Origin of the sequence: Ruegeria sp. HKCCD6157, from assembly GCF_013110685.1 — a bacterium.
Classification (GTDB): Bacteria; Pseudomonadota; Alphaproteobacteria; order Rhodobacterales; family Rhodobacteraceae; genus Ruegeria.
Genome location: NZ_WVRB01000001.1, coordinates 1,388,134 through 1,409,654 on the forward strand (window position 1 = coordinate 1,388,134; position 21,521 = coordinate 1,409,654).

At 57.3% G+C, this 21,521-nt stretch carries 21 protein-coding genes and 1 tRNA gene; 11 read left to right on the top strand and 11 right to left on the bottom strand.

What is annotated here, in order from left to right:
* The first annotated feature begins 130 nt into the window (after window positions 1–130).
* Window positions 131–811: a Crp/Fnr family transcriptional regulator gene (locus GS612_RS06595; RefSeq protein ID WP_171204803.1), complete on the top strand. Its 681-nt coding sequence runs from the start codon at window positions 131–133 to the stop codon at window positions 809–811.
* Between the two features lie 3 nt (window positions 812–814).
* Here the strand turns inward: GS612_RS06595 and GS612_RS06600 are convergent, their stop codons facing one another.
* From GS612_RS06600 to GS612_RS06635, 8 genes are all read right to left on the bottom strand, one after another.
* A complete protein-coding gene (locus GS612_RS06600; RefSeq protein ID WP_171639454.1) occupies window positions 815–2,044 on the bottom strand; it encodes a BatD family protein in 1,230 nt (409 codons plus the stop codon).
* Window positions 2,041–3,537, bottom strand: coding sequence for a VWA domain-containing protein (locus tag GS612_RS06605; RefSeq protein WP_171639455.1), 1,497 nt, complete (start codon window positions 3,535–3,537; stop codon window positions 2,041–2,043). Before GS612_RS06605 ends, GS612_RS06600 begins: the two co-directional genes overlap by 4 nt.
* 2 nt (window positions 3,538–3,539) lie before the next feature.
* A complete protein-coding gene (locus GS612_RS06610) occupies window positions 3,540–4,523 on the bottom strand; it encodes a VWA domain-containing protein (RefSeq protein WP_171639456.1) in 984 nt (327 codons plus the stop codon).
* A 5-nt stretch (window positions 4,524–4,528) separates the two neighbouring features.
* Window positions 4,529–4,996: a DUF4381 domain-containing protein gene (locus GS612_RS06615; protein WP_171639457.1), complete on the bottom strand. Its 468-nt coding sequence runs from the start codon at window positions 4,994–4,996 to the stop codon at window positions 4,529–4,531.
* A complete protein-coding gene (locus GS612_RS06620) occupies window positions 4,993–5,940 on the bottom strand; it encodes a DUF58 domain-containing protein (RefSeq protein WP_171639458.1) in 948 nt (315 codons plus the stop codon). The genes GS612_RS06615 and GS612_RS06620 overlap by 4 nt, the downstream gene beginning before the upstream one ends.
* A 17-nt stretch (window positions 5,941–5,957) precedes the next feature.
* On the bottom strand, window positions 5,958–6,935 hold the full coding sequence (locus GS612_RS06625) for a MoxR family ATPase (RefSeq protein WP_171168023.1): 978 nt from the start codon (window positions 6,933–6,935) through the stop codon (window positions 5,958–5,960).
* Window positions 6,936–7,051: 116 nt separating this feature from the next.
* A complete protein-coding gene (locus GS612_RS06630) occupies window positions 7,052–8,164 on the bottom strand; it encodes an acetoin utilization protein AcuC (protein WP_171639459.1) in 1,113 nt (370 codons plus the stop codon).
* A gap of 3 nt (window positions 8,165–8,167) precedes the next feature.
* Window positions 8,168–9,253, bottom strand: a complete 1,086-nt coding sequence (locus GS612_RS06635) for an AI-2E family transporter (RefSeq protein ID WP_171639460.1) — start codon at window positions 9,251–9,253, stop codon at window positions 8,168–8,170.
* Window positions 9,254–9,423: 170 nt separating this feature from the next.
* On the opposite strand from GS612_RS06635, the gene GS612_RS06640 reads away from it, so the two are divergent.
* From GS612_RS06640 to GS612_RS06650, 3 genes are all read left to right on the top strand, one after another.
* A complete protein-coding gene (locus GS612_RS06640) occupies window positions 9,424–10,290 on the top strand; it encodes a YihY/virulence factor BrkB family protein (protein WP_171231599.1) in 867 nt (288 codons plus the stop codon).
* Window positions 10,287–12,188: a cytochrome c3 family protein gene (locus GS612_RS06645; RefSeq protein WP_171639461.1), complete on the top strand. Its 1,902-nt coding sequence runs from the start codon at window positions 10,287–10,289 to the stop codon at window positions 12,186–12,188. The genes GS612_RS06640 and GS612_RS06645 overlap by 4 nt, the downstream gene beginning before the upstream one ends.
* An 87-nt stretch (window positions 12,189–12,275) precedes the next feature.
* Window positions 12,276–12,467, top strand: coding sequence for a hypothetical protein (locus GS612_RS06650; protein WP_171639462.1), 192 nt, complete (start codon window positions 12,276–12,278; stop codon window positions 12,465–12,467).
* On the opposite strand, the gene GS612_RS06655 is transcribed toward GS612_RS06650, so the two are convergent.
* Both GS612_RS06655 and GS612_RS06660 read right to left on the bottom strand, forming a co-directional pair.
* Window positions 12,464–13,186 (bottom strand): RlmE family RNA methyltransferase, encoded by a 723-nt coding sequence (locus tag GS612_RS06655; RefSeq protein WP_171204794.1) that lies wholly within the window; start codon window positions 13,184–13,186, stop codon window positions 12,464–12,466. The two genes, GS612_RS06650 and GS612_RS06655, sit on opposite strands and share 4 nt — an antisense overlap.
* A complete protein-coding gene (locus GS612_RS06660) occupies window positions 13,186–14,298 on the bottom strand; it encodes a Ppx/GppA phosphatase family protein (RefSeq protein ID WP_171115826.1) in 1,113 nt (370 codons plus the stop codon). Before GS612_RS06660 ends, GS612_RS06655 begins: the two co-directional genes overlap by 1 nt.
* Before the next feature lie 180 nt (window positions 14,299–14,478).
* Here GS612_RS06660 and GS612_RS06665 point away from each other — a divergent pair, with 180 nt between their 5' ends.
* The 6 genes from GS612_RS06665 to GS612_RS06690 all read left to right on the top strand — a co-directional run bounded on the left by GS612_RS06665 (window position 14,479) and on the right by GS612_RS06690 (window position 20,030).
* A complete protein-coding gene (locus tag GS612_RS06665) occupies window positions 14,479–16,365 on the top strand; it encodes a PhoX family phosphatase (RefSeq protein WP_171639463.1) in 1,887 nt (628 codons plus the stop codon).
* Window positions 16,366–16,612: 247 nt separating this feature from the next.
* Window positions 16,613–16,909, top strand: coding sequence for a virulence factor (locus GS612_RS06670; protein ID WP_117868895.1), 297 nt, complete (start codon window positions 16,613–16,615; stop codon window positions 16,907–16,909).
* Between the two features lie 25 nt (window positions 16,910–16,934).
* The gene (locus GS612_RS06675) at window positions 16,935–17,861 is read left to right on the top strand and encodes a methylenetetrahydrofolate reductase (RefSeq protein WP_171639464.1); all 927 of its coding nucleotides are present in this window, start codon (window positions 16,935–16,937) and stop codon (window positions 17,859–17,861) included.
* 9 nt (window positions 17,862–17,870) lie between these two features.
* Window positions 17,871–18,932 (top strand): methyltetrahydrofolate cobalamin methyltransferase, encoded by a 1,062-nt coding sequence (locus GS612_RS06680; RefSeq protein ID WP_171639465.1) that lies wholly within the window; start codon window positions 17,871–17,873, stop codon window positions 18,930–18,932.
* A 126-nt stretch (window positions 18,933–19,058) separates the two neighbouring features.
* On the top strand, window positions 19,059–19,886 hold the full coding sequence (locus GS612_RS06685) for a polyphosphate kinase 2 family protein (RefSeq protein ID WP_152458042.1): 828 nt from the start codon (window positions 19,059–19,061) through the stop codon (window positions 19,884–19,886).
* Window positions 19,887–19,956: 70 nt separating this feature from the next.
* A tRNA-Gly gene (locus GS612_RS06690) sits at window positions 19,957–20,030 on the top strand.
* A 125-nt stretch (window positions 20,031–20,155) separates the two neighbouring features.
* On the opposite strand, the gene GS612_RS06695 is transcribed toward GS612_RS06690, so the two are convergent.
* Window positions 20,156–21,178 (bottom strand): LacI family DNA-binding transcriptional regulator, encoded by a 1,023-nt coding sequence (locus GS612_RS06695; RefSeq protein ID WP_171639466.1) that lies wholly within the window; start codon window positions 21,176–21,178, stop codon window positions 20,156–20,158.
* A 134-nt stretch (window positions 21,179–21,312) separates the two neighbouring features.
* Here GS612_RS06695 and GS612_RS06700 point away from each other — a divergent pair, with 134 nt between their 5' ends.
* A complete protein-coding gene (locus GS612_RS06700) occupies window positions 21,313–21,498 on the top strand; it encodes a hypothetical protein (RefSeq protein WP_171115836.1) in 186 nt (61 codons plus the stop codon).
* Window positions 21,499–21,521 lie beyond the last annotated feature (23 nt).

Genomic DNA, 21,521 nt, shown 5'->3' on the forward strand with positions numbered 1-21,521 from the left:
TAACTTGAAGCTGCAAGCAAGTTCTTGATTGCCCGAATAAAAACAATTTCTTGTTCGGGCAGTGAACACAGCTATTTTACGCGATGAAACGTATCGAAAACTTATCATATGATCACTTTGAAAGATACAAATGTTTGATTCTGATGACGATATGCGGATTCTGGCCAAGACCGACTGGTTTGGCACGCGCGATTCAAAGTTTCAGAGCGATCTTATGACGTGCGCAATTCAAAGAACCTTCGATTCCGGAGAAACCCTGTACCACCACGGTGACCGCGCCAACGGTATTCATGCGGTGCTCGCAGGCGCGCTTCAGATCACGGCACCTGCCGATGATGGACAGGAATTCGTTTTGCATCAGGATGGATCAGGATTCTGGATCGGGGATCTTGCGCTGTTTGCCGAAGCCAAACGCCTGGTCAGCGTCGTGGCAACGCAAAAGACCCGCACCTTGTATTTTCCCGGCTCGCGGGTAGAACGCCTGGTTCAGAAGAACCCGGAATACATCCGTGATTTCTATGCGTTGACGCATGAAAACATGAAGACTGCTCTGCGCATCATGGCCAATCTTGCGGTTACGGGGTCTGAAAAGCGCCTTGTGCTGCGTCTGCTGCATCTTGACGAAGGCGCCTTGAGTTCGGACGGATGGATTGTTGTGTCTCAGGAAGAACTTGCTGAAATGGTTGCGGTATCTCAGCCGACCTTGCATCGACACCTGCATCATCTGGCGGATCTGGGCCTTGTGGAATTGGGGTATGGCCGGCTGCGGTTGATCGACCGGCGCAAGCTGATCAGCAACTGTCAAAGTTGAAGTCTAAGGGTTGAGCGGGGGCAAAGACCCGCTCTTTCGTTCTGTTGCGCTTTTCAGTGCGCCTAGGTGTTGCACGGCCGCTTCCCAGTCTTCCGGGCTGTTGCAAGCCGTCGCTGAATACCGCGCCGCACCGATATTCATAAGGCTCTTCTCAAGATCCAAAGAACGCTCTGGATGCGCGCTTCGCGATTTCCAAAGATCCAATGCCTGATAAACCGCGGGCAAATCCCGTGATATTAAAGCGGATCGCAAGGCATCGACGGCATACTTCTCCGATGCCAGATATCTGCGGCGCCGTTCCGTTTTCCAGGTTGCATAGCGCGGGCGCAGAAACCTTCCCAATGTCCACAATGCGACTACAACAATGACAAGGTAGAGAACTGATTTGATGATGGTTTGCGCGTCAGGCGGCTGTCGCCTGGGTGGTGCCAATGTCAGCTTGGTCGGGGGAAGTGATGCCGTTTCGATCTGACCGGTGTCCAGATTGAACCAGTCGATGGAAACGGCCGACAACTGTGTTTCGCCACCATCCTGGGCGATATACACGGTTTCTTCGACCCGCTGCCCGGACAGGATGCCCCGGTCTTCTGTTTCCGAAAAGCGGGGCTCCTTGGGATAGGCGCGAAGCAGTTGGCTTTGATCCTGCGGCGTCAGCGCCGGGATTGTCAGGGCCGTGGTGCCAGCGATCTGCGCGCTTATCTCGCGCGTGATGGAATCACCGGCCTGCATATCGGTCGGACCGTCCAGATTCTGATCAAGAGAGAAACCACCTGCGATGATCAGCGGGTCAAGACCTTGAGCGCCCTCTGGGATCTCTGCGTTCAGCTGTATGGAAGGAAGCGTCACCGAAACCTGAACCGGGTCATTGGACTGCGGGTCGGCAAATGTCACGACAACCTCTTGCGCATCATACGCGACCGGCCCTGATGTCAGCGGATACAGGCGATAACTGCGCTGTACTCCGGACCACGTTTCTCCGTCTACCGTTTCGCTTATCGGGCCAGAAGCCCTCTCAGGCAGGCGAACAAGGACATTTTGTTGCTCCAATGATGGGAATACCGGCGGCTGCGGCATGAAGGTTGGAACCAGAACCTTGATGCGGACGATGGCGGGTTGGCCGACGATGACGGCCTCGTTCGGGACGTCCACTGACACCCGAGGTTGATAGGCTGAGTTTTCCTGTGCGGACACGGATAACGGCAACAACAGGATGAAGACAGTTAGGTATCTCATTCTGTTTGCTCCTGAATTTCCAAAAGGAAACGGTTTCTCAGAAAATCCTGCATGTCGGTGTCGATCATGCTGATCCACTGGTCGGCGGACAGTGACTGTGGCCCGTCCTTGGGGGCTTGAACCGTGGTGTCACTGCCACGTGCTGCATCGTTGTCAAACACCGTATCATCGGCACCGATGCCAGCCTCCTCCCCTGTGTCAGACTGTTCACGCGTCGTTTCGACATAGTCCAGGATGGCCTTGGACAGGTCGAGATTATGCTGGGCTTCGGGCCAGTCGGGGCGACGTTCCAAGGCGGTCTCGAACGCCGATATGGCTGGGCGATACTCGCGGTTTTTTATGCGGGCCATACCTTCGGCAAACGCAGCTTCCGGTGTGTCCAGTGTGGAAAACACGGACGACGCCTTTTCATATTGACCATCCCTGAGATAGGCATATCCCTTGTGATATGGGTCTTCGAACATCTCGGCCGCGTCGCCAAATCGTTTTTGGTTCAACGCGGTCTGGCCTTGTTGGTCGGGGGTGAAAAACCAGTCTCGCCATCCTTCTGCCCGCGCGCCGGATGAAGGCAACGCAATCAAAACCAGAACCGCCCAACGAATTACCCAGCCCTTACGGAACCACAGCAGAGACAACACCGCAGCAGGCCAAGCCAGGATCCAGCCCTTGTCCTGCCAGTCCAGACGATCATCGTCATCCAGGGCGGCAGTATAGGCCGATTGAATGCGGCGCATCAGTTGATTGATGTCCTGATCGTCGTCCGAAAACGCGACCACTGAGGCGTTGGGGATGTTGTCCAGCTGCGCGATTCGACCACCATCCGGCAGCATGGTGAGAAAGAAAATATCAGAAGAAGAGGAGCTTAGCCCAGCTACCTGAGATGGATCAAGGTCGTCCAATACAAACAGAATCGCCCCCGGGCTGTCGCTGTCGTCCAGAATGGACTGAGCCAACGCAAGCGCATCGGCTGCTGCATCGCCATCCGTCGGCATCACCGCGGGGGTCAACCCCTCAAGCAACGGACGAAGTATGTTCGCATCTTCGGTCAACGGCGCAACTCGGTGCGGTGTTCCTGCATAGGCGATCAAAGCGGTTCGTGCGCCGGCACGTTCGGTGATCAGGTCGGAAATCTTGAACCGTGCCCGATCCAGCCGCGATGGCGCAAGATCCGAGCTTTCCATACTGTCGGTGACTTTGAGAGCGATCACCAACGGGGCCGTGTCTGCGATCAACGGGTTGGGCGCGCGCGACCATGTCGGACCCGAGGCCGCCAATGTGACAAGCGCCGTAATGATCAGTGCAACATCAATGGGCTGGATGCGCCTGTTTTCTTCCTTGCCCATCAGCAAGGCCTCTGCAAGGTGCGGGGCGATCCCTGATGGCAGTTTGGTGTCTGCCATCGGTCTGGGTCTGATCCGCCACCACAACACAAGGATGGGGATGAGAAGCAGCAGGTAATAGCCTCGGATAAAATGGAAATCAGCCAGATCCATTGTCAGACGGCCCCCTGTTGTCGCTGTGAGAAATGGAACCAGGTCATGCTGACCATAATGACGATCAACGCGATGAGTAACGGAATATGGGCAAGGCTTTGCTTGGGGCGATAGCTTTGCGTTTCCACCATTCTGGGGTTCAGTGAGTCAATGCGTGCGTAGGTCTGTTCAAGGGCCGTTGCATCGTCGGCAAAGAAATATTCTCCGCCCGTGCGATCGGCTATGTCCTTCAGTGCCTGAAGATCGACACGGTCTTCGCCCGTGGCATTCGGGTCTCCGACACCAATCGTATACACAACCACGTTCTTTTCCGCAGCAATGGCCGAGGCATTGACGGGTGTCATGCGACTGGACGTATCGGCGCCATCGCTGAGAACAATCATCAGGCGCTGGTCAACCTCGCTGGATTCAAAAGTTCGAATGCCAAGCCCGATCGCATCGCCCAAAGCCGTGTTCGGACCCGCCATGCCAACTTGAGTTTGGTCCAGGAACCCATTCAAACTGTTCAGATCTTCCGTGAAGGGCGCTTGAATGAACGCGCGTGTTCCAAAGATGATCAGCGCCATCCTGTCACCATCTCTTTCAGCGATGAACTGCTTGAGAACCTCTTTGACCGCCTCCAACCGTTGCATCGGGGCACCGGATCCGGTCTGGAAGTCGCGCTGATCCATCGAGCCAGAGATATCCAGCGCCAAAACCACATCGCGTGCAGATTTTTCCATCACCACGGGGTCGCCCAGACGTTCCGGACGCGCCAGCGCCAGAACCAGAAGTATCCAGATCAAGCCGGCGCTGGCCGTTTGCAGCCGGGCCCGGGTTCGGATCATTGACCCGGATTGCGGCTCGACACCCGCCGCCTGGGCCACGCGGCGAAAAAACGGAATGCGAATGGACACGGTTGTTTCCCGCCGAGGCGGAGCAATGGCGTAAACCAGCAGCGGCAGCGGCAAAAGCAGAAATACCCAGGGGGCTGAGAAGGAAAACATCACGTTCACCGATACCGTTTATGGGACTTGACCCAATGCCGAGCAAGCTGGGTCAAGGCGCGGTTTGGCGGCAGGTCCTTGTACGGCGCGTCGATCAGTGTTTGCCCGGCCTCTGATAAAAAAGAATTTTCATCAGAGGTTTGTGAAAGGAAATTCAACCAATCATCCCCGTGAATCCCTGCAACCTGCCTGCGCGGATACGCCACCAACGCGGTGCGGCGAAGGATTTCGGCAACTTTTGCCGACGTGATATCCGGGTCTGCCAGCTCGGACAGCGCATGGCGGCGATACGCATTCTCCCGCCTTCGCCGGACGAAAAGAACACTGACCAGTACGACAAGGCCAAGCAGTATGACGGCCAGCGCCAGCCACCCCCATGTCTGCGGAAACATCGAAACGGGCGCGGGTTCCGGTGCCGGCTCGAGCATATTCAGCAGATCAACCAGAGATTTCCCTGTCGTGTCGATGCTCATTTCTGCCCCCTGCGATGTCCGAACAGATACAGCAACTGATCCAGGGCAGGTTCCGCGGTCGTCAATGGAACAACCGGAAAACCGTATCGACGGGACCATGTGTGCAGGTGGTTCAACCTGTCTTCCATGGACTTGCGAATTTTGCCGGACAATTTGGGGGCGGCGCTGTCGATTTCGATCTGGTCGCGCCCGTCCGAGACCGTGAGTTTCAGATCGGGCGCCAGCCCCTTGGCTGTCTTGTCAGCAATATTGAACACGATCAGATCGTTTGAGACCGCAATGCGGCGCAGCACGGATTCCGATTTTTCGTCAAGCCCGTCGCAGTCGGAAAACAGGCAAACCAGCCCGTTGGTTTGGGGCATACGCGCGGCTTCCGACAACATGTCATTCAAAGCTACGGTGGGTTGCGGGTTCAAAGCAGCATGCAAGGCCGAATTGGCAGCCCCGATGGAAGACAGAAACCGCATGAGCGCCGCCGCGCGGCGCTGCGGCCTGTGTTCAGCAACGCTTGTGTCGTTGAATACCAGACCACCGACACGATCGCCCTGACCAAGAACACGATGCGCGGTGATTGCGGCAGCTTCGGCTGCGATGACCGATTTCATGTAGACTTCGGTTCCGAAAAACATCGAAACGCGCTGATCGACCAGCAACAGGGCAGGGCGGTCTCGTTCCTCGGTATAGACCCTAACATGGGGCTCACCGGTTCGCGCCGTGACTTTCCAGTCAATTGTTCGGATGTCGTCGCCCGGTTGGTAGTTGCGCAATTCCTCGAAATTCAGGCCGCGTCCGCGCAGGCGTGATGCGTGTCTGCCATTCAGGATCGAGCGGGCAGGCTGACGTGGTAAAAAGCTCAGGGCACGGGAATGCAGTTCCAGACGCAACAGGTGATCCGCATCGACGTGAATGCGGGGATCATCGGGATATGCTGAGGATCGCTGCACCCGGCCAACCCTAACAGTCAGGGCAGCGCGACGAGACGCAGGATTTCCGCGATCACGTCATCTGCCGTTTTGGCGTTCCCCTGCGCCTCGAAGCTCAGCGTGATGCGGTGACGGAACACGTCATGTGCAATGGCTCGAATATCCGCAGGGTCCACATAGTCACGCTGGTTCATCCACGCATGCGCCCGACCGCATTTGTCCAATGCCAATGAGGCACGCGGGCTGGCGCCGATTTCGATCCAGCTGGCCAGTTCTTCGCTGAGCGCCGCAGGCGTCCGGGTCGCCTGAACCAGATCGGCCATATAGCGATCCATTGCATCCGAAACATGGATCTGCCCAATTTCCGAACGCGCTGCAAAAACGGCGTCCTGCGGGATTGTCGGTGGTGGCTCGCTTGACGCGCCTTTCCCGGCGGCGATCTCTTCGCCCCGCACCAGCCGGATCACTTCAACCTCGTCCTCGACCGGCGGATAGGTGATCTGAACATGCATCAGGAACCGGTCCATCTGCGCTTCGGGCAGGGGATAGGTGCCTTCTTGTTCAATGGGGTTCTGGGTTGCCATCACGATGAACAGCGGCTCCATCTTGTGGGTGGTCCCGGAAACCGTAACCTGCCGTTCTTCCATCGCCTCCAGCAAAGCGGCCTGCACCTTGGCCGGTGCCCTGTTGATTTCGTCAGCGAGGACGATATTGGCAAAGATCGGCCCGGGTTCGAACCGAAAGGTGCCGCCTTCGTCAGTTTGTTGAAACACCTCGGTTCCCGTCACGTCTGAAGGCAGCAGGTCAGGTGTGAACTGGATCCTGCTGAAGTCTGCATCCAAATTGCGCGCCATCGCCTTGACGGCACGTGTTTTGGCCAATCCGGGCAGACCTTCGATCAGAAGGTTTCCGTTGGCCAGCATCCCGATCAGCAGTCGGTCGATGACCTCGGTTTGCCCGATGATGGACTGGCCCATGCGGGTTTTGAGATCAAGTATCTGATTAAGTGCATTCATGGGTAGTGGTCCAATCGGTGCCAAGCTGGAAGAAACGAATTGATAACGGAACAGGGGGTAGGCCGGTCAGGAATATCCCGAAATATCGGAATGCTAACAGGCTTTGGCGGACCGATCTACCGTGAATGCCTGGCGGTGAGGTGGCGCAAATCTTTCCTCAGTTCCTGTCGTATGGGCCCGGTGTTGGGCGTGTCGCGCAAACTGTCCAGCCAGTGGGGGTGAGGCGCCTGTCCCGCGGCCCTGCTCCAGGTCAGATCCCGCAGGATTTTCTGTGCACCGACGTCAAGTGTGTCAGGAATTTCGAAATCATTCAGGGTGGCCCAGACGCCGCTCCACAAGCGGCCTACGGACCAGGGATTGTATCCGCCGCCACCCAGAACCAGAAAACGAGGCGAAAGAGGCTTCAGCGCCGCGACCGTTCGCCAATGCGCGTTGTTGGACAGGGTCAAACGCGAAAGCGGGTCTTCGGCCACGGCGTCTGCACCGCATTGCAGGACAATCGCTTGCGGTTTGAACGCCTCGGTCGCTGGCAGGATCAAGTGATCCAGAATGGCGGCGAATTCGTCGTCGTTCAGATGTCTTGGAACAGGCAGGTTGAAGGCCGCGCCACCGGCGTCTTCCTCAAGTTGGCCCGTGAAAGGCCATCGCCGCGTTTCATGGACCGAGATCATCCGGACTCTGTCCGACCCGTGAAATGCAAGTTCAACCCCATCGCAATGATGGGCGTCGATGTCGACATAGACCACGCGATCCAAGCCAGTGTTCAAAAGGGTCTGTATCGCCAGAACCGGATCGTTCAGATAGCAAAACCCGTTAGCCCGGTCCGCAAGGCCGTGATGCGTACCGCCCGCAGGGTTGAAAACGATCCCTCCATCCCGGATCAGTTCGGCGGCCAGCATGGAACCACCTGCGGCGGTTGCCGGCCGGCGATACATCTCGGCAAAGACCGGGTTCGACAGCGTCCCCAAACCGTATCTTTTCCGTGTTTCGTCCGTGACATGCTGGTCCGCTTCCGCCTTTTGCAGGGCGGCGATATAGTCCGGCGTATGAAACGTCTCCAGTACTCCGGGTTTTGCGCAGGGGCTGACGCGGTAGTTCTCGGAGGTCAACCATCCCAGTTCGCGACACAGATCGATGACAGTTGAAACCCGCGGGATGGCCAGCGGGTGCTTTGAACCGTAGGTCGAGTTGCGGTAGATATCCGATCCGATGAACAGGGGGCGCTTCATGGCCTAGCTTGCTGTGGCCCGACTGTTATCCTCGCCCAACCTGCCATCCAGAGACATCAGTATAGCGACCGGCCGAAGTGCAGGGATGTGGCTGAAAACGATCAGGATGCATACGGTCAGAGGCACACTCAGAAACGCTCCGATCAGGCCCCAGACCGTTGTCCAGAAGGTCAGGGCCAGAATGACAAGAAAGGTCGACATGTTCAGGGATCGGCCAAGCATGGCCGGATCCAGGAAATTGCCGATCAGGAATTGGATCGTTCCACATCCCAGCACGATCACCAGGAAGGGAAGGATCGTTTCGAATTGAACAAGCGCGATCATGGCCGGAAAAAACACCGCTATGATCGAACCGATCGAGGGGATGAAGTTCAGGGCAAAGGTCAATACGGCCCAGGTTTCCGCGTATTCCAGACCAAGCGAGCGGAAAACCGTATAGCTGATGGTTGCCGTTATCAGGCTGATCAGGGTTTTGACGCCGACATAGCGCTGCAAGCTGACCGAAATCGCATCGAGCATGGTGGAAAACTCTGCTGCGGCGACAGGATTTCCGGCGGCCAGTTGGATCTTTTTCCGAAAGGCAAGCCGTTCGGCCATCAGAAAGGCGACATAAAGGCTGATCAAGAAGAACTGGTTCAACAATGAAGTGGCGCTGCCCAGCAACACGCGTGCGACATAGGACATGTCGATACTGACCAGATTGTCACGAATGAAGGTGGTCACGTCGTTGCCGACCAGCCCCGTTACACGCTCGACCGCACCGTCAAACTGGTTTTCATAGGTGCTGATGGATCGTGCAAACTGCGTCGCCTGACTGCCCAGCACGTACATAATCATGAACAAACCCGCTAGAACGACGGTCACACCGGCAATATTTGCCAGCCAGACCGGAGCGCGGGTCAGGGCTACGACGCGATCGCTCAGTGCGATGATCAGAACATTGACCAGCAGCGCCATGGCCAGCGGAATCAGGAAGTTCGCACCGGCATAGAGGCCCAGCACGATCAGGGTCGCGATGATGCATGTATCCCGGACAACGGACAATCGAAGCTTGGGTCTAACCGTGATGTCTTTTTGATCCGGGGTCATTCGGTATCCTGTGTCCGGCACAAGCAGTGCCCATTTCCCATCCTGCGTGACCCAATCCTGCACGCGAGGTCTTGTTTATGCAATGCGTTCAGGCGTTTGTTGGCGCTCATTCTACAAATAGATTTTTACGACGGGTTCTGTGTTCTATTTCGGCAGGTTAGGGTTGCAGCATGACCACTGCCGCGAATCCCTTATTTGGCCGACCTATTCAGGCACTTTGGCTGTCGATCCGCCGGTTCAGCAGAAAGAACGGTTTCGTCATGAGCAGCCACGTGGCCATGTCGCTGATGATGGCGCTGTTTCCCTTTGTGCTGTTCACCGTGGCGCTGGCAGGGGCGTTATCTCAAGGCTATGTCACCGATGAGTTGATTGACCTGATTTTCGGCGCGTGGCCCAAGGACGTCGCAGATCCGATCGTGGCCGAACTGCGGGCCGTTCTGGCAGGATCCGGCTCGGGTGTCATCACCTTGGGGGGGCTGCTGGCGATTTACTTCGCCTCCAACGGCGTGGCTGCCGTACGTGCAGCCATGAACCAGGCCTACCACGACGAAGACAGTTGGCCTTTCTGGAAAACCCGACTGCTCTGTCTGGTGCTGGTCATTCTGGGCGGGTCGGCCATTCTGATCATTGCAGCGGTCGAGGTGGTTTTGCCGGTCTATACGAAACTGGTGGCTGAACACACGGAAGTTGCCGTGGCCAACTGGTTTTCCGTGGATCGCCTGCGCTGGACGTTCACCGTGGCGGTTCCTGCGGGCACCGTTCTTCTGGCGCATCTTGTGCTGCCGACTCGCAGGCACAGCCTGATGCAAATTTTGCCTGGCGTCTTGTTGACTTTGGTCTTGTGGGCGGCTGGTGGGTGGGCGTTTTCAATTTATATCAGCCAGTTCGCCACCTACAGCGCCACCTATGCTGGATTGGCGGGGGCCATGGCGGCATTGATTTTCCTGTATCTCTATTCGGCGATCCTGATCTTGGGTGCCGAATACAACGGTGCATTGATTGATCTGCAAAAAGCCGCCCAAGGAGATACGGCATGAGATTTGCCCTGATACTGGCCTGCCTTGCAATTGCTGGTGAAGTTCAGGCGCAGACGGCAGAGTATGTGGGTTCAGACCAGTGTACCGACTGTCATCTGCAAGAAGCCGAAGCCTGGGCCGCGTCACACCATGCGTTGGCCTGGACAGACCCCGCTGACGGCGCTGTTGTGGCGGATTTCAACGGTACCCGGTTCGATCATGACGGGATGTCCGTCCAATTCAAAAATGAGGCGGGTAGGTTCACCGCCCGCGTAACGGAAAAAGACGGTGCAACGACGGAATATGACGTACATTCCGTCGTTGGAATCGAACCCTTGCAGCAATACCTTTTCGAGACCGAACCGGGCCGTTTGCAAAGTTTCGACGTGGTTTGGGACACCGAGCAAAAGCGCTGGTATCACCTGTACCCTGATCAGGACCTGCCGCCTGATGACGGGTTGCATTGGACCGGTCCTTACAAGAATTGGAACGCGCGCTGCGCCGAATGTCATGCCACGGGTTTTGAGAAGAACTACGACCCTCAAACCAGAAGCTACACGTCACAACAGGTCGAAATCGGGGTCGGGTGCGAGGCCTGCCATGGGCCGGGGTCCGCACATATCGACTGGGTCCGGGAAAAGCGTTCTTCAGATGGCTTGGCCAATGCCGGCTTTCTGTTGAGTTGGGGCAAGGGGCGGACCGAACAAGAAATACAGCAATGCGCCGGATGTCATTCCCGGCGCGAGGCGCATGGCAACGGAAACCCGGTTCCGGGAACCCCGTACCATGATGCCTATAATCTGGCCGTGCTGCGCCCCGGGTCCTATCATCCCGACGGGCAAATTCTGGATGAGGTCTACGTCTACGGCTCGTTCCTGCAATCCCGGATGTACGCGCAGGGCGTCGGATGCATGAACTGCCACGAACCACACAGCGCAGACTTGAAAGCCGACGGAAACGGGGTTTGCACACAGTGCCATTCGCCTGCCGGAAATCCGGAATTCGCAACCCTTTCCGCAAAGGACTATGACACGCCTGCGCATCACAATCACCCGGAAGACAGCGAAGGCGCCCAGTGCAAAAGCTGCCACATGATCGAGCGGACCTACATGGGTGTCGACGGTCGACGCGATCACAGCTTTCGCATACCGCGACCGGATCTTGGGCTGGGCGTTGATGCCTGCACGGACTGCCATCAAGACCAGGATCAGGCCTGGGCCGCAAGTCAGATAGAGGGCTGGTTTCCGGGGTCGCCAAATCGACGCCCGCATTATGGGACAGTTTTCAAGGCTGCGGCCGAAGGGCAGATCGACACGCCCGAAGGTTTGCTTGCCGTAGCAATGGATGCGTCGCAGCCCGGGATCGTCAGAGCGACCGCCGCTTATCTGTTGCAACCGTTTGGGTCGCCAGAGATCGCCGCCGACACAGCGCCGCTTTTGCAGGACGTTGACCCGCTGATACGAGCAAATGCAGCGGTGCTGCAACGTAAGGCCAGCCCGGCAGATCAGGTGCGCAGGCTCGAGCCGTTGCTGTCTGATCCTCTGCGAAACGTGCGCATCGCCGCCGCCAAAGAGTTCCTGGGCATACCGCCGCAGGGCTTGACGGCCGAGCAGCGGGCCAAGCTTGGGCAGGGCATGTCGGAATGGCAGCAGGTCATTTCGAACAGGTTGGACGCCCCGGAAACCCATCTTGTTCTAGGGGGCATGGCATTGACGCTTCGCAACGCGCAGGCGGCGGAACAGGCGTTCAGAGAGGTCGTGACGCTGGACCCGCAGAGGGCAGAGGCATGGCCGATACTGGTTCAATTGGCGCAGATCAATCGTGGCCCGGAAGCTGCGCGCATAGTGCTGCAAGAGGCGCTGGAAAGGCTGCCGGATGATCCGAACCTGCTGCAATTGTCGCAACAGTTTGGGCGTTGATCCGGCACATCCGTGCCCGATTTGCTCCATGTTCGCGGCAAAATTCCCCGCTAACAACATTTCAGGTGTGCTGTTCAGAGGTGAAGGATGTCCATTGAAGTGTCAAAGCAGAGACCAACGGGTGTACGATCTACTTCGTTGGCGCAACGTATTGAAGAGTTGCGCAGCCGCGAACCTGAATACCTGACCCATGGTGACACATTGATGTTGCAGGGCATGGCTGCCACGTCCTTGCGTGAACAGCGTCTGAGCGGAAATCTTATTCGGCTGGATGATTAAGAGCCGCCTCGAAACCCGGTTGCCACAACGAATTTTTCCGAACTGTCCGAGCGAGACGCCGGCGGTTTGACATTGGCGACTTTCTGGAATTTCTGCTTGAGCAACTTTTGCAGATCGCCCTCAGCCCCCCCAGCCAGAACCTTGGCAACAAAAGTGCCGCCTTCTTCCAGAACGTCAAAGGCGAAATAGGCGGCAGTTTCGCATAGCGCCATGATGCGCAGGTGATCGGTCTGCTTGTGCCCCGAAGATGCCGCCGCCATATCCGACATCACGACGTCTGCCTTGCCGCCCAGCCAGTCTTTGACCTTCTGGTCGGCGTCATCTTCCATGAAATCCAGTACGTGGATTTCGGCCCCGGCGATTGGTTCGACCTCTTGCAGGTCGATGCCCAGCACGGTTCCGATCCGTTTGCCTGACTTTTCGCCCAGCGCGTTCACGCGCTTGACCGCCACCTGACACCAGCCGCCGGGCGCACAGCCCAGATCCACAACCCGCGCCCCGGGCACGAGAAAGCGGAATTTGTCGTCCAGTTCCAAAATCTTGTAAGCTGCGCGCCCGCGGTAGCCTTCGGACTGCGCACGCTTGACATAGGGATCGTTCAGTTGCCGCTCGAGCCAGCGGGTCGAGCTGAGCTTGCGCCCGCGCGCTGTCTTGACCTTGACCTTCAGGTCGCGTTGCCCGCGGCCCGAGTTGTTTTTTCCACTTGGTGTTTTCGCCATCAGAACGGTCCGTCTTCCAATACACCGTCCGCGCTCATCTGTGCGTAAAGCAGACCTTCGCGCAGCCCCCGGTCCGCCACCGAAAGGCGGTCAGTGGGCCAGCAACGGAGCAACGCCTGCAATATGGCCGAGCCGGACATGATCAGAGCTTGCCGGTCTTCACCAATGCGAGGGTCCCGGCGCCGCCCATGAGGGCCGAGTTCTAAATACCCGCGTATGACTTTGTCAATCTGATCGCTGGTCATGCGCAGCCCGTCCACTTTGGTCCGGTCATAGCGCTTGAGGCCCAGGTGCGAGGCCGCAACAGTGGTGACCGTGCCGCTGGTGCCGACGATCTGAAACCCTTCGCGCGCCTGTTCGTCCTTGTAGGGGGCAAAGTCGGCAAGGTTTTCCTCGAAAAACCAACTCATCAACGCAAAACGGGCCGCGTCATCCTCGACATCATTGAATTGGTCCCGCAGCGTTGCGACGCCCAGCGGCACGCTGATCCAGTCAACGACCTTGGCCGCTGGAAAAGGGCTGTCGACAGTGTGAAACCCGTGATGCAGCCGCATGATGGCCGCAGGTCGGTCGCGCCGTGGAACGGACGAGATGTCGATCCAGACCAATTCGGTCGAGCCGCCTCCGATATCGACGACCAGCAACTGCTCGGTCTTGGTCGAAACCAGTGGGGCACAGGAAATCACCGCCAGACGGGCCTCTTCCTCGGGCTGAATGATCTCGAGCGTCAGGCCGGTTTCGCGCTTCACCTGCCGGATGAATTCGCGCGAGTTCTTGGCGCGGCGGCACGCCTCGGTCGCGATCAGACGCATCCGTTTGACCTTGTTGCGTTTCAGCTTTTGCTGACAGATTCGCAATGCCTGAACGGTACGCGACATCGACGCCCGCGACAGTCGTCCGGTGCGTTCCAGACCCGCGCCCAACTGCACGGATTTGGAGAAGCTGTCGACCACATGGAACCCACTTCCCTTGGGCTGGGCTATCAACATGCGGCAACTATTTGTCCCCAGATCCAGTGCCGCGTAAAGAGCATCCGGATCGGGTCTTGCCGGCGCGGGGCTTTCGACCGCTTTCGGGAACGCGCCCGCACCTTTGGGACGCTTGGGCGCCATCTTTACGCCCTCCGATTTTCGAGTTACCCCGACCCTAGGCGGGGGATTGCTGACGTGCAAGTGATTTCAATTTTGAAATTAACGCGCGTGTCACATGCCGTTCACAAAATGATGCGATCTCCATGGGCGAACCCACGTTCGGGTTTATCTATTAGCTCTCAGCCAGATACGGAGACCGCAATGAAAGATGAGCGCATCCTTTCCTTCGACGAATTCGATGAAGTCGTGAATCCGCGCCCAGAAGAATGTGAATTTGATCGCGTTGTCGAACGCGCATTGTCCCGTCGCGGTTTTTTGGGCGGCGTTTTGGCGATGGGCAGTTTCACAGCTGTTGGTGGCTCGCTGATTCCTTCAGGGGCTCACGCGGTTTCCAACCGCTTCGCGTTTGAGGCGATTCCCGTGTCGACTGCGGACGAGGTCATTGTTCCCGCTGGATACAAGGCGGATGTTATGGTGCGCTGGGGCGATCCGCTTTGGTCGGACGCGCCAGAGTTCGATCACGCGACCCGTGGTACGGCTGCCAGCCAGGAACGCGCCTTTGGTGACAATACCGATGGTCAGGACATTTTCTTGCATGACGGTCACGTTCTGCTGGTTGTAAACAACGAATATACCAATCGTGACATCCTGTGGGGCAACAATCCGGACGCCAAGCCAGCATCCGATGACGACATCGCAAAGGGCATGATGGCGCATGGTGTCACGATCGTGGAAGTCGCGAGCACCGATGGCAAGTGGGGCATCGTGAAGGACAGCCCCTATAACCGCCGCGTTACACCGCAGACCGAAATGTCCATTACGGGTCCGGCCGCCGGTCATGACTTGATGAAAACGGCCGCCGATCCGTCCGGAACGACGTGCAAGGGAACATGGAACAATTGCGGAAATGGCGTGACGCCGTGGGGCACTTACCTGGCTTGTGAAGAAAACTTCAATGGCTACTTCTCGGCCGAAGACGAAAATCACGAGGTCAATGCTGATCTGAAACGTTATGGCGTATCGTCAAAAGACTGGGGTTACGGTTGGGCCAAAATTGATGACCGGTTCGACGTCTCGAAAAACCCAAACGAACCGAACCGTGCTGGTTTTGTGGTTGAGATCGATCCGACTGACCCAACCTCGACTCCGCGAAAACTGACCGCTCTGGGACGCTTCAAGCACGAAAACGCCGAAGTCATAGTAAACAATGACGGTCGCGTCGTCGTTTACATGGGCGATGATGAACGCGGCGAGTTTCTTTACCGCTTTGTCTCGGAAGGTGTTTATGCCGCTGGTGTGGACACAAACGCACTGTTGGAACAAGGCACACTTTCGGTTGCCAAGTTCAACGACGATGGAACCGGTGAGTGGCTTGATCTGACGCCGGAAAGCACTGGCATGGCCTCGCAGGCCGAGATCAGCATCCACACCCGTCAGGCTGGTTCGGCGGTTGGAGCAACCACCATGGATCGTCCCGAGTGGGTTGCGGCAAATCCGAACGCGCCCGAGGTTTACTGTTGCTTGACCAACAACAAGAACCGTGGCGTCAAGCCGAATGCAGGGGGCGACGATACCTCGGCCAACGGCCCGAACCCGCGGGACAAGAACAACTACGGTCAGATCGTTCGCTGGCGCCCGGATGGCGGCGATCATGCTGCGGCTGGCTTCGGCTGGGATCTGTACGTTCTGGCAGGCAATCCCACTGTCCACCAAGACGCCTATGCCGGATCCGAGAACGTGAACGCCGACAATATGTTCAACTCACCCGATGGATTGAAGTTCGACAGCAACGGCTTGCTGTGGATCCAGACCGATGGCAATTATGGCAACGAAGGTGACTTCGCCGGGCAGGGCAACAACCAGATGCTGGCAGGCGACCCTGTCACCGGCGAAATCCGCCGTTTTCTGGTTGGCCCCAACGAATGCGAGGTCACCGGTCTCAGCTGGTCGCCGGACCGTCGTACGATGTTTGTCGGCATTCAGCACCCGGGCGAAGATGGCAACAGCCATTGGCCTGAAGGCGGGGACTCGGTGCCACGCTCGGCCATTATCGCCATTACGCGCGATGATGGCGGTTTGGTCGGCTAAGGCCATTTGCCCCATCAATTCTTACCTCGGACGGTTTTTCCCGTCCGGGGTTTTTCTTTTTCATGCAGCGCTTTCATAGAGACAATGAGAATTTTGATATGCGCGTTTTCCCGGAAACTGGGTAAAAGCCACTACACAGCAGTGGGCACAAAACGTCGTTTGGAAAGCGTCGTGTGTCGAAAATCGACCGACCCAGGCCTACATTGAAGTTTAGAACCGGCCCATCGGGTTAGGAGGAATCACAGCAATGCCTGACGTCACCATCGTGTATTGGCGCGACATTCCCGCTCAGGTCATCGTCGGCAAAGGCCGTCGTGGCGCAAAGCGGCAGTTGGAAGAACGGTTTGAACAAGCCATCGACCGTGCCGCCATGAAGGTGAACGCCAAGGACAGTGATGCCTATCTGGCCGAATGGCGCAAAGCCGAACCTTTCGCGGTTGAAGGCGATCCTGCCGAGATTGCCGAAGCCGAGGCTGTGCGTCTGGAAACGGAATACGATCAGGACCGCGTCAAAGCGCTGATCGCAAATGACGGTTGGGCATGAGCCCCAGACTTTATGGGAGGCCGAAATGGCTTTGCTGAACTTCAAGAAACGTGATGCGGTCGAAAGCGGCCCAGTAAATCCGACCGTCGAAGCCTTTTTGCAAGGCTATTCGATCGAGGTCATGCCGCGTACCGCCGAAAAGGTCGACGATTTCCGCGCGCTGCTGCCCGAGGGGACACGCGTTTACATCGCCCATATCGAGGGCACGCCCATCGAAGACATGGTCAAGACGGCCAAGCGAATTGCGGCGGAAGGTTACCCTGTCATGCCGCATTTTCCGGCACGCATCATCAAGGATGCGGCGACGTTGGAAAACTGGATTTCCATGTATCAGGGCGAAGCGGGTGTTGAACAGGCGTTGTTGCTGGCGGGCGGTGTCGCCAACCCGCACGGCGAGTTCGACAGCTCGATGCAGCTGCTGGAAAGTGGTCTGTTTGACAAGGCGGGCTTCAAGCGCTTGCACGTGGCGGGCCACCCCGAAGGCAACAAGGACATCGACCCCGACGGTTCGACCAAGAACGTCGATGACGCGTTGCGCTGGAAGCAGAAGTTCAACGAGACCACGGATGCCGAAATGGCGCTGGCAACACAGTTCGCCTTTGATGCCAAGCCGATCATCGCCTGGGCCGACAGCCTGAAAGAAGCGGGCATCGATCTGCCGATACATATCGGAATCGCGGGCCCGGCCAAGCTGCAAACCCTGATCAAATTCGCCATCGCGTGTGGCGTTGGGCCGTCTCTGAAGGTTCTGCAAAAGCGCGCCATGGATGTCTCCAAGCTGTTGCTGCCCTACGAGCCGACCGATGTCGTGACCGAACTGGCCAACCACAAGGCGGCCAGCCCGGATTTCAACATCACCAACGTGCACTTCTTCCCGCTGGGCGGGATCAAGACCAACGCCAACTGGGCGATCAATAACGGCGGCGCTTCGGCAAAGCCTGTAAACTCCTAAGGAACGGACATGACCCGAACAGTCGTAGAATCAAAAACAAAAACAGCCGTCCTGGGCTTTGACGAACCGTTCTGCGTGATCGGTGAACGGATCAACCCGACCGGACGTAAGAAACTGGCCGCCGAGCTGGAAGCGGGCGACTTTTCAACCGTTGAGAAAGACGCCATTGCTCAGGTAGCGGCTGGCGCGACCGTTCTGGATATCAATGCGGGCGTTGTCTACAACTCGAACCCCAACCCGAACGAGACCGAACCACCGCTGATGCGAAAGATCGTCGAGCTGGTGCAGGGTCTGGTTGACGTGCCGCTGTGTATCGACTCGTCGGTTCCGGGCGCGCTGGAAGCCGGTCTTGAGGCGGCTGAAGGTCGTCCGCTGCTGAATTCGGTCACCGGCGAAGAAGAGCGTCTGGAACTGGTTCTGCCGCTGGTCAAAAAGTACAACGTACCGGTCGTGGCTATCTCGAACGATGACACTGGTATTTCGGAAGACCCCGATGTGCGCTTTGACGTCGCCAAGAAGATCGTCGAGCGCGCTGCCGATTTCGGCATCCCTGCACATGACATCGTGGTTGACCCGCTGGTCATGCCCATCGGTGCGATGGCGACCGCCGGTCAGCAAGTGTTCGCGCTGGTCCGTCGTCTGCGCGAAGAACTGGGTGTGAACACCACCTGCGGTGCGTCCAACATCTCGTTCGGTCTGCCGAACCGTCACGGCATCAACAACGCGTTCCTGCCGATGGCAATGGGCGCGGGCATGACCTCGGCCATCATGAACCCGGTGGCGTTGCCCGTGACGCAGAAGAAGATCGCCGAGAAAAAAGAGGCCGTGGCTGCAGCCGGTATCATCCTGCCTGAAGGCATGGACGATGAAACCTTCGTGCAGATGTTCGGTCTGGGATCGACCAAGCCGCGCGCCGGCAAGGAAATGGAAGCCATCCGCGCGGCAAACCTGCTGACCAACAACGACCCGCATGGCGGTGAGTGGATCCGGTTCAACAAAGCACCGGACGAAGCCGGTGCCGCAGGACCCGTAGGTGGCCGTCGCGGTGGTGGCCGTCGGCGCCGCGCCTGATCTGAACGACACAGACTGCAAAGGCCGGGCTCAGCGACCGGCCTTTTGCATTTGACCCTGATCAATGTCGAATTTGCAGAAGGCTTCAGAATACCCTGATCCAGGATGCATTGATCAGGTAGCAGCATGAGTAAACATCACCCCCCAAAACTCTCGGATGCGGATCTGACCAGGAAACTGAATAAAAAGGTCTACTTCGATCAGCTGATCGAATTGCAGACACGATTAGCCAGAATTCAGCAAGCTTATCTGTTTCATGGGCTCAAGGGCGTGTTGGTTTTCGAAGGGTGGGACGCTGCCGGAAAAGGGGGGACCATTCGCCGGATCAGTCAGGCCCTGGACCCGCGCAGCTTCAAGGTCTGGCCGATCGGTGCGCCCCGGAACTACTATCTCAACCGGCATTATCTGTTGCGTTTCTGGGAACGCCTGCCGCCTTCGGGTGCGATCTCCGCCTTCGACCGCAGCTGGTATGGCCGGGTCTTGGTTGAGCGGATCGAAAAGCTGACTCCGGAAACACGCTGGCGGGCCGCGTATCAGGAAATCAATGATTTCGAACGAATGCTTGTCGATGACGGGACTCGAATCGTGAAACTGTTCTTCCACATTTCACAGGAAGAGCAGATGCGCCGATTTACTGAGCGGCTGACCAACCCGATGAAACGCTGGAAGCTGACTTATGAAGATTTCAGAAACCGCGAAAAATGGGATGTCGCAGAGGTGGCCGTGGATGAAATGCTGGCACGGACGTCTACAGAAGTTGCCCCTTGGCACGTGATCCCGTCCAACAACAAGAAATATGCGAGGATCACGGCAATGAAGGCCATTGTCGAGGCGTTTTCGGAAGGGGTTGATCTGAACCCCCAGCATCTGGATCGCCGTACCTTGGAAGCGGCAGGCAAGACCTTGGCAGTCGACCAGTCCCTGATCGACAGCCTGCGAGCCCGAACCGAGTAAGAACCCGAAAAAGGTTGGTTGCGATCCGGGTTGAACGTCTGGATGTTCTGGTGTTATTTCATCTGACAAGGCGGGTATGATGTAATGGTAGCCTGTCAGCTTCCCAAGCTGAACGCGCGGGTTCGATTCCCGCTACCCGCTCCAAATCGGACTGCAAGGCGCTGTTATTTCATCGAAAAAGGTGACGCTGCGTGGCTTTGCCACCACCTTCGCGGATCTAATCGGCACGTGTTTCCACGGATTTGATCAAAGGGCTTGTATAGCCGGTTCTAGCTGTTGAGGCCAAGCAAGGACTCTCTGCCAACGATGTGCGTCGGCAGTTCAACAGATTTGCCCGGTGCATTGGATTCGATCATCTGAATCAACGCTTGGGCAGCCTTGCGTCCCATGTCACGATGAGGAACATGGACAGTTGTCAGGGCAGGGGCGACAATGCGCGCAAGTTCGATATCATCAAAGCCGGTGATCGATACATCTTCGGGCACCCGAAGTCCCATCTGCTGAGCTTGCCGTACCGCACCGACGGCCAGAACGTCATTGCCGCACAACACCGCGGTCGGCGGGTTGTAATTCGACATGAGATGCTTGAACGCATCGGCGCCGTTTTCAATCTCGTACGAGGTTTCGATCACCGAAAGGTCGTCTTGCGACAGTCCATGTCGGGACATCGCGTCTTTTATCCCTTGGATCCTCAAGCGCGCACGGTCGTTGCCCTTGCTGATGCCTGAAATCGTTGCCAACCGCGTGTGGCCCAATTCGATGATCTTGCTTGTCAAAGCCTCCATCGCCCGCCTGTTGTCAAACCCGACGGACGGTATTGGTTCGTCTGGCAGGAAGGACCACGCCACCAGGGCCGGCACTTTTCGCTTTTCGAGATAATCGTAGATTTGCACGTCCCGGTCATGCCCGATCAGCAACAGCCCGTCCACGCCCCGTGCAACCAGCGTTCGGATCTGATCTTCTTCTGCGGCCGGCTGGTAGGCCGAGCTGGAGACCAGCAAGGTGTAGCCCTGTTTGTGAATCTCCTCTTGGAACGCCTGCAACCCCCTTGCGAAGATTGCATTTTCCATCGTCGGTATTATCGCACCTATCGTGAAGGAACGCCGTGCAGCCATCACTCGGGCTGCAAAGTTCGGCGTGTAGCCAAGGGTCTCTACGGCAGACAGAACACGTTTCCGCGTTGCCTCGACCACCTGTTGCGGGGTGTTCAGGCACCGTGACACGGTGGCAGTTGAAACGCCTGCTGCCTTGGCGACGTCATCCAGCGTCGGTGCGGACCGATGTTTTGACATTCTCGAACTCTCAATTCCGGTTCGCCTAAGTTAGTCGCATTTTTTCAAGGATGAAAGCGTTTATGTAAGCGCTTGCATTTAAGATGTAAGCGCTTACAAAGGTATTTGAGCCGATTCTGAAGGGAGTCCCGGAAATGTATCTCGCTGCATCAGTCATCGTTTTTGCGATCTATTTCGCAAATGTCGCTTTGGGTGCTTTTGCCAGCAGCGCGTTTCTTGGCGACGTTGGAGAGATGTTGGTTCTGTTCGCGGCTTCGATCCTGTTCGTTGTCGCAATTCTGAAAAAGGAAGCTGACCGGGACGCACAAGACGGCAGCTGAACTTTTGCTTGGGAGGGCAATTG

Excerpts from the sequence above, each read along its gene's own strand:
- GS612_RS06675 (WP_171639464.1), top strand. The coding sequence starts at position 16,935 with ATGGCTTTGCTGAACTTCAAGAAACGTGATGCGGTCGAAAGCGGCCCA.
- GS612_RS06700 (WP_171115836.1), top strand. The coding sequence starts at position 21,313 with ATGTATCTCGCTGCATCAGTCATCGTTTTTGCGATCTATTTCGCAAAT.
- GS612_RS06665 (WP_171639463.1), top strand. The coding sequence starts at position 14,479 with ATGAAAGATGAGCGCATCCTTTCCTTCGACGAATTCGATGAAGTCGTG.
- GS612_RS06655 (WP_171204794.1), bottom strand. The coding sequence starts at position 13,186 with ATGGCGAAAACACCAAGTGGAAAAAACAACTCGGGCCGCGGGCAACGC.
- GS612_RS06685 (WP_152458042.1), top strand. The coding sequence starts at position 19,059 with ATGAGTAAACATCACCCCCCAAAACTCTCGGATGCGGATCTGACCAGG.
- GS612_RS06600 (WP_171639454.1), bottom strand. The coding sequence starts at position 2,044 with ATGAGATACCTAACTGTCTTCATCCTGTTGTTGCCGTTATCCGTGTCC.
- GS612_RS06615 (WP_171639457.1), bottom strand. The coding sequence starts at position 4,996 with ATGAGCATCGACACGACAGGGAAATCTCTGGTTGATCTGCTGAATATG.
- GS612_RS06635 (WP_171639460.1), bottom strand. The coding sequence starts at position 9,253 with ATGACCCCGGATCAAAAAGACATCACGGTTAGACCCAAGCTTCGATTG.
- GS612_RS06650 (WP_171639462.1), top strand. The coding sequence starts at position 12,276 with ATGTCCATTGAAGTGTCAAAGCAGAGACCAACGGGTGTACGATCTACT.
- GS612_RS06695 (WP_171639466.1), bottom strand. The coding sequence starts at position 21,178 with ATGTCAAAACATCGGTCCGCACCGACGCTGGATGACGTCGCCAAGGCA.
- GS612_RS06595 (WP_171204803.1), top strand. The coding sequence starts at position 131 with ATGTTTGATTCTGATGACGATATGCGGATTCTGGCCAAGACCGACTGG.
- GS612_RS06640 (WP_171231599.1), top strand. The coding sequence starts at position 9,424 with ATGACCACTGCCGCGAATCCCTTATTTGGCCGACCTATTCAGGCACTT.
- GS612_RS06680 (WP_171639465.1), top strand. The coding sequence starts at position 17,871 with ATGACCCGAACAGTCGTAGAATCAAAAACAAAAACAGCCGTCCTGGGC.
- GS612_RS06610 (WP_171639456.1), bottom strand. The coding sequence starts at position 4,523 with ATGTTTTCCTTCTCAGCCCCCTGGGTATTTCTGCTTTTGCCGCTGCCG.
- GS612_RS06645 (WP_171639461.1), top strand. The coding sequence starts at position 10,287 with ATGAGATTTGCCCTGATACTGGCCTGCCTTGCAATTGCTGGTGAAGTT.
- GS612_RS06605 (WP_171639455.1), bottom strand. The coding sequence starts at position 3,537 with ATGGATCTGGCTGATTTCCATTTTATCCGAGGCTATTACCTGCTGCTT.
- GS612_RS06630 (WP_171639459.1), bottom strand. The coding sequence starts at position 8,164 with ATGAAGCGCCCCCTGTTCATCGGATCGGATATCTACCGCAACTCGACC.
- GS612_RS06660 (WP_171115826.1), bottom strand. The coding sequence starts at position 14,298 with ATGGCGCCCAAGCGTCCCAAAGGTGCGGGCGCGTTCCCGAAAGCGGTC.
- GS612_RS06670 (WP_117868895.1), top strand. The coding sequence starts at position 16,613 with ATGCCTGACGTCACCATCGTGTATTGGCGCGACATTCCCGCTCAGGTC.
- GS612_RS06625 (WP_171168023.1), bottom strand. The coding sequence starts at position 6,935 with ATGAATGCACTTAATCAGATACTTGATCTCAAAACCCGCATGGGCCAG.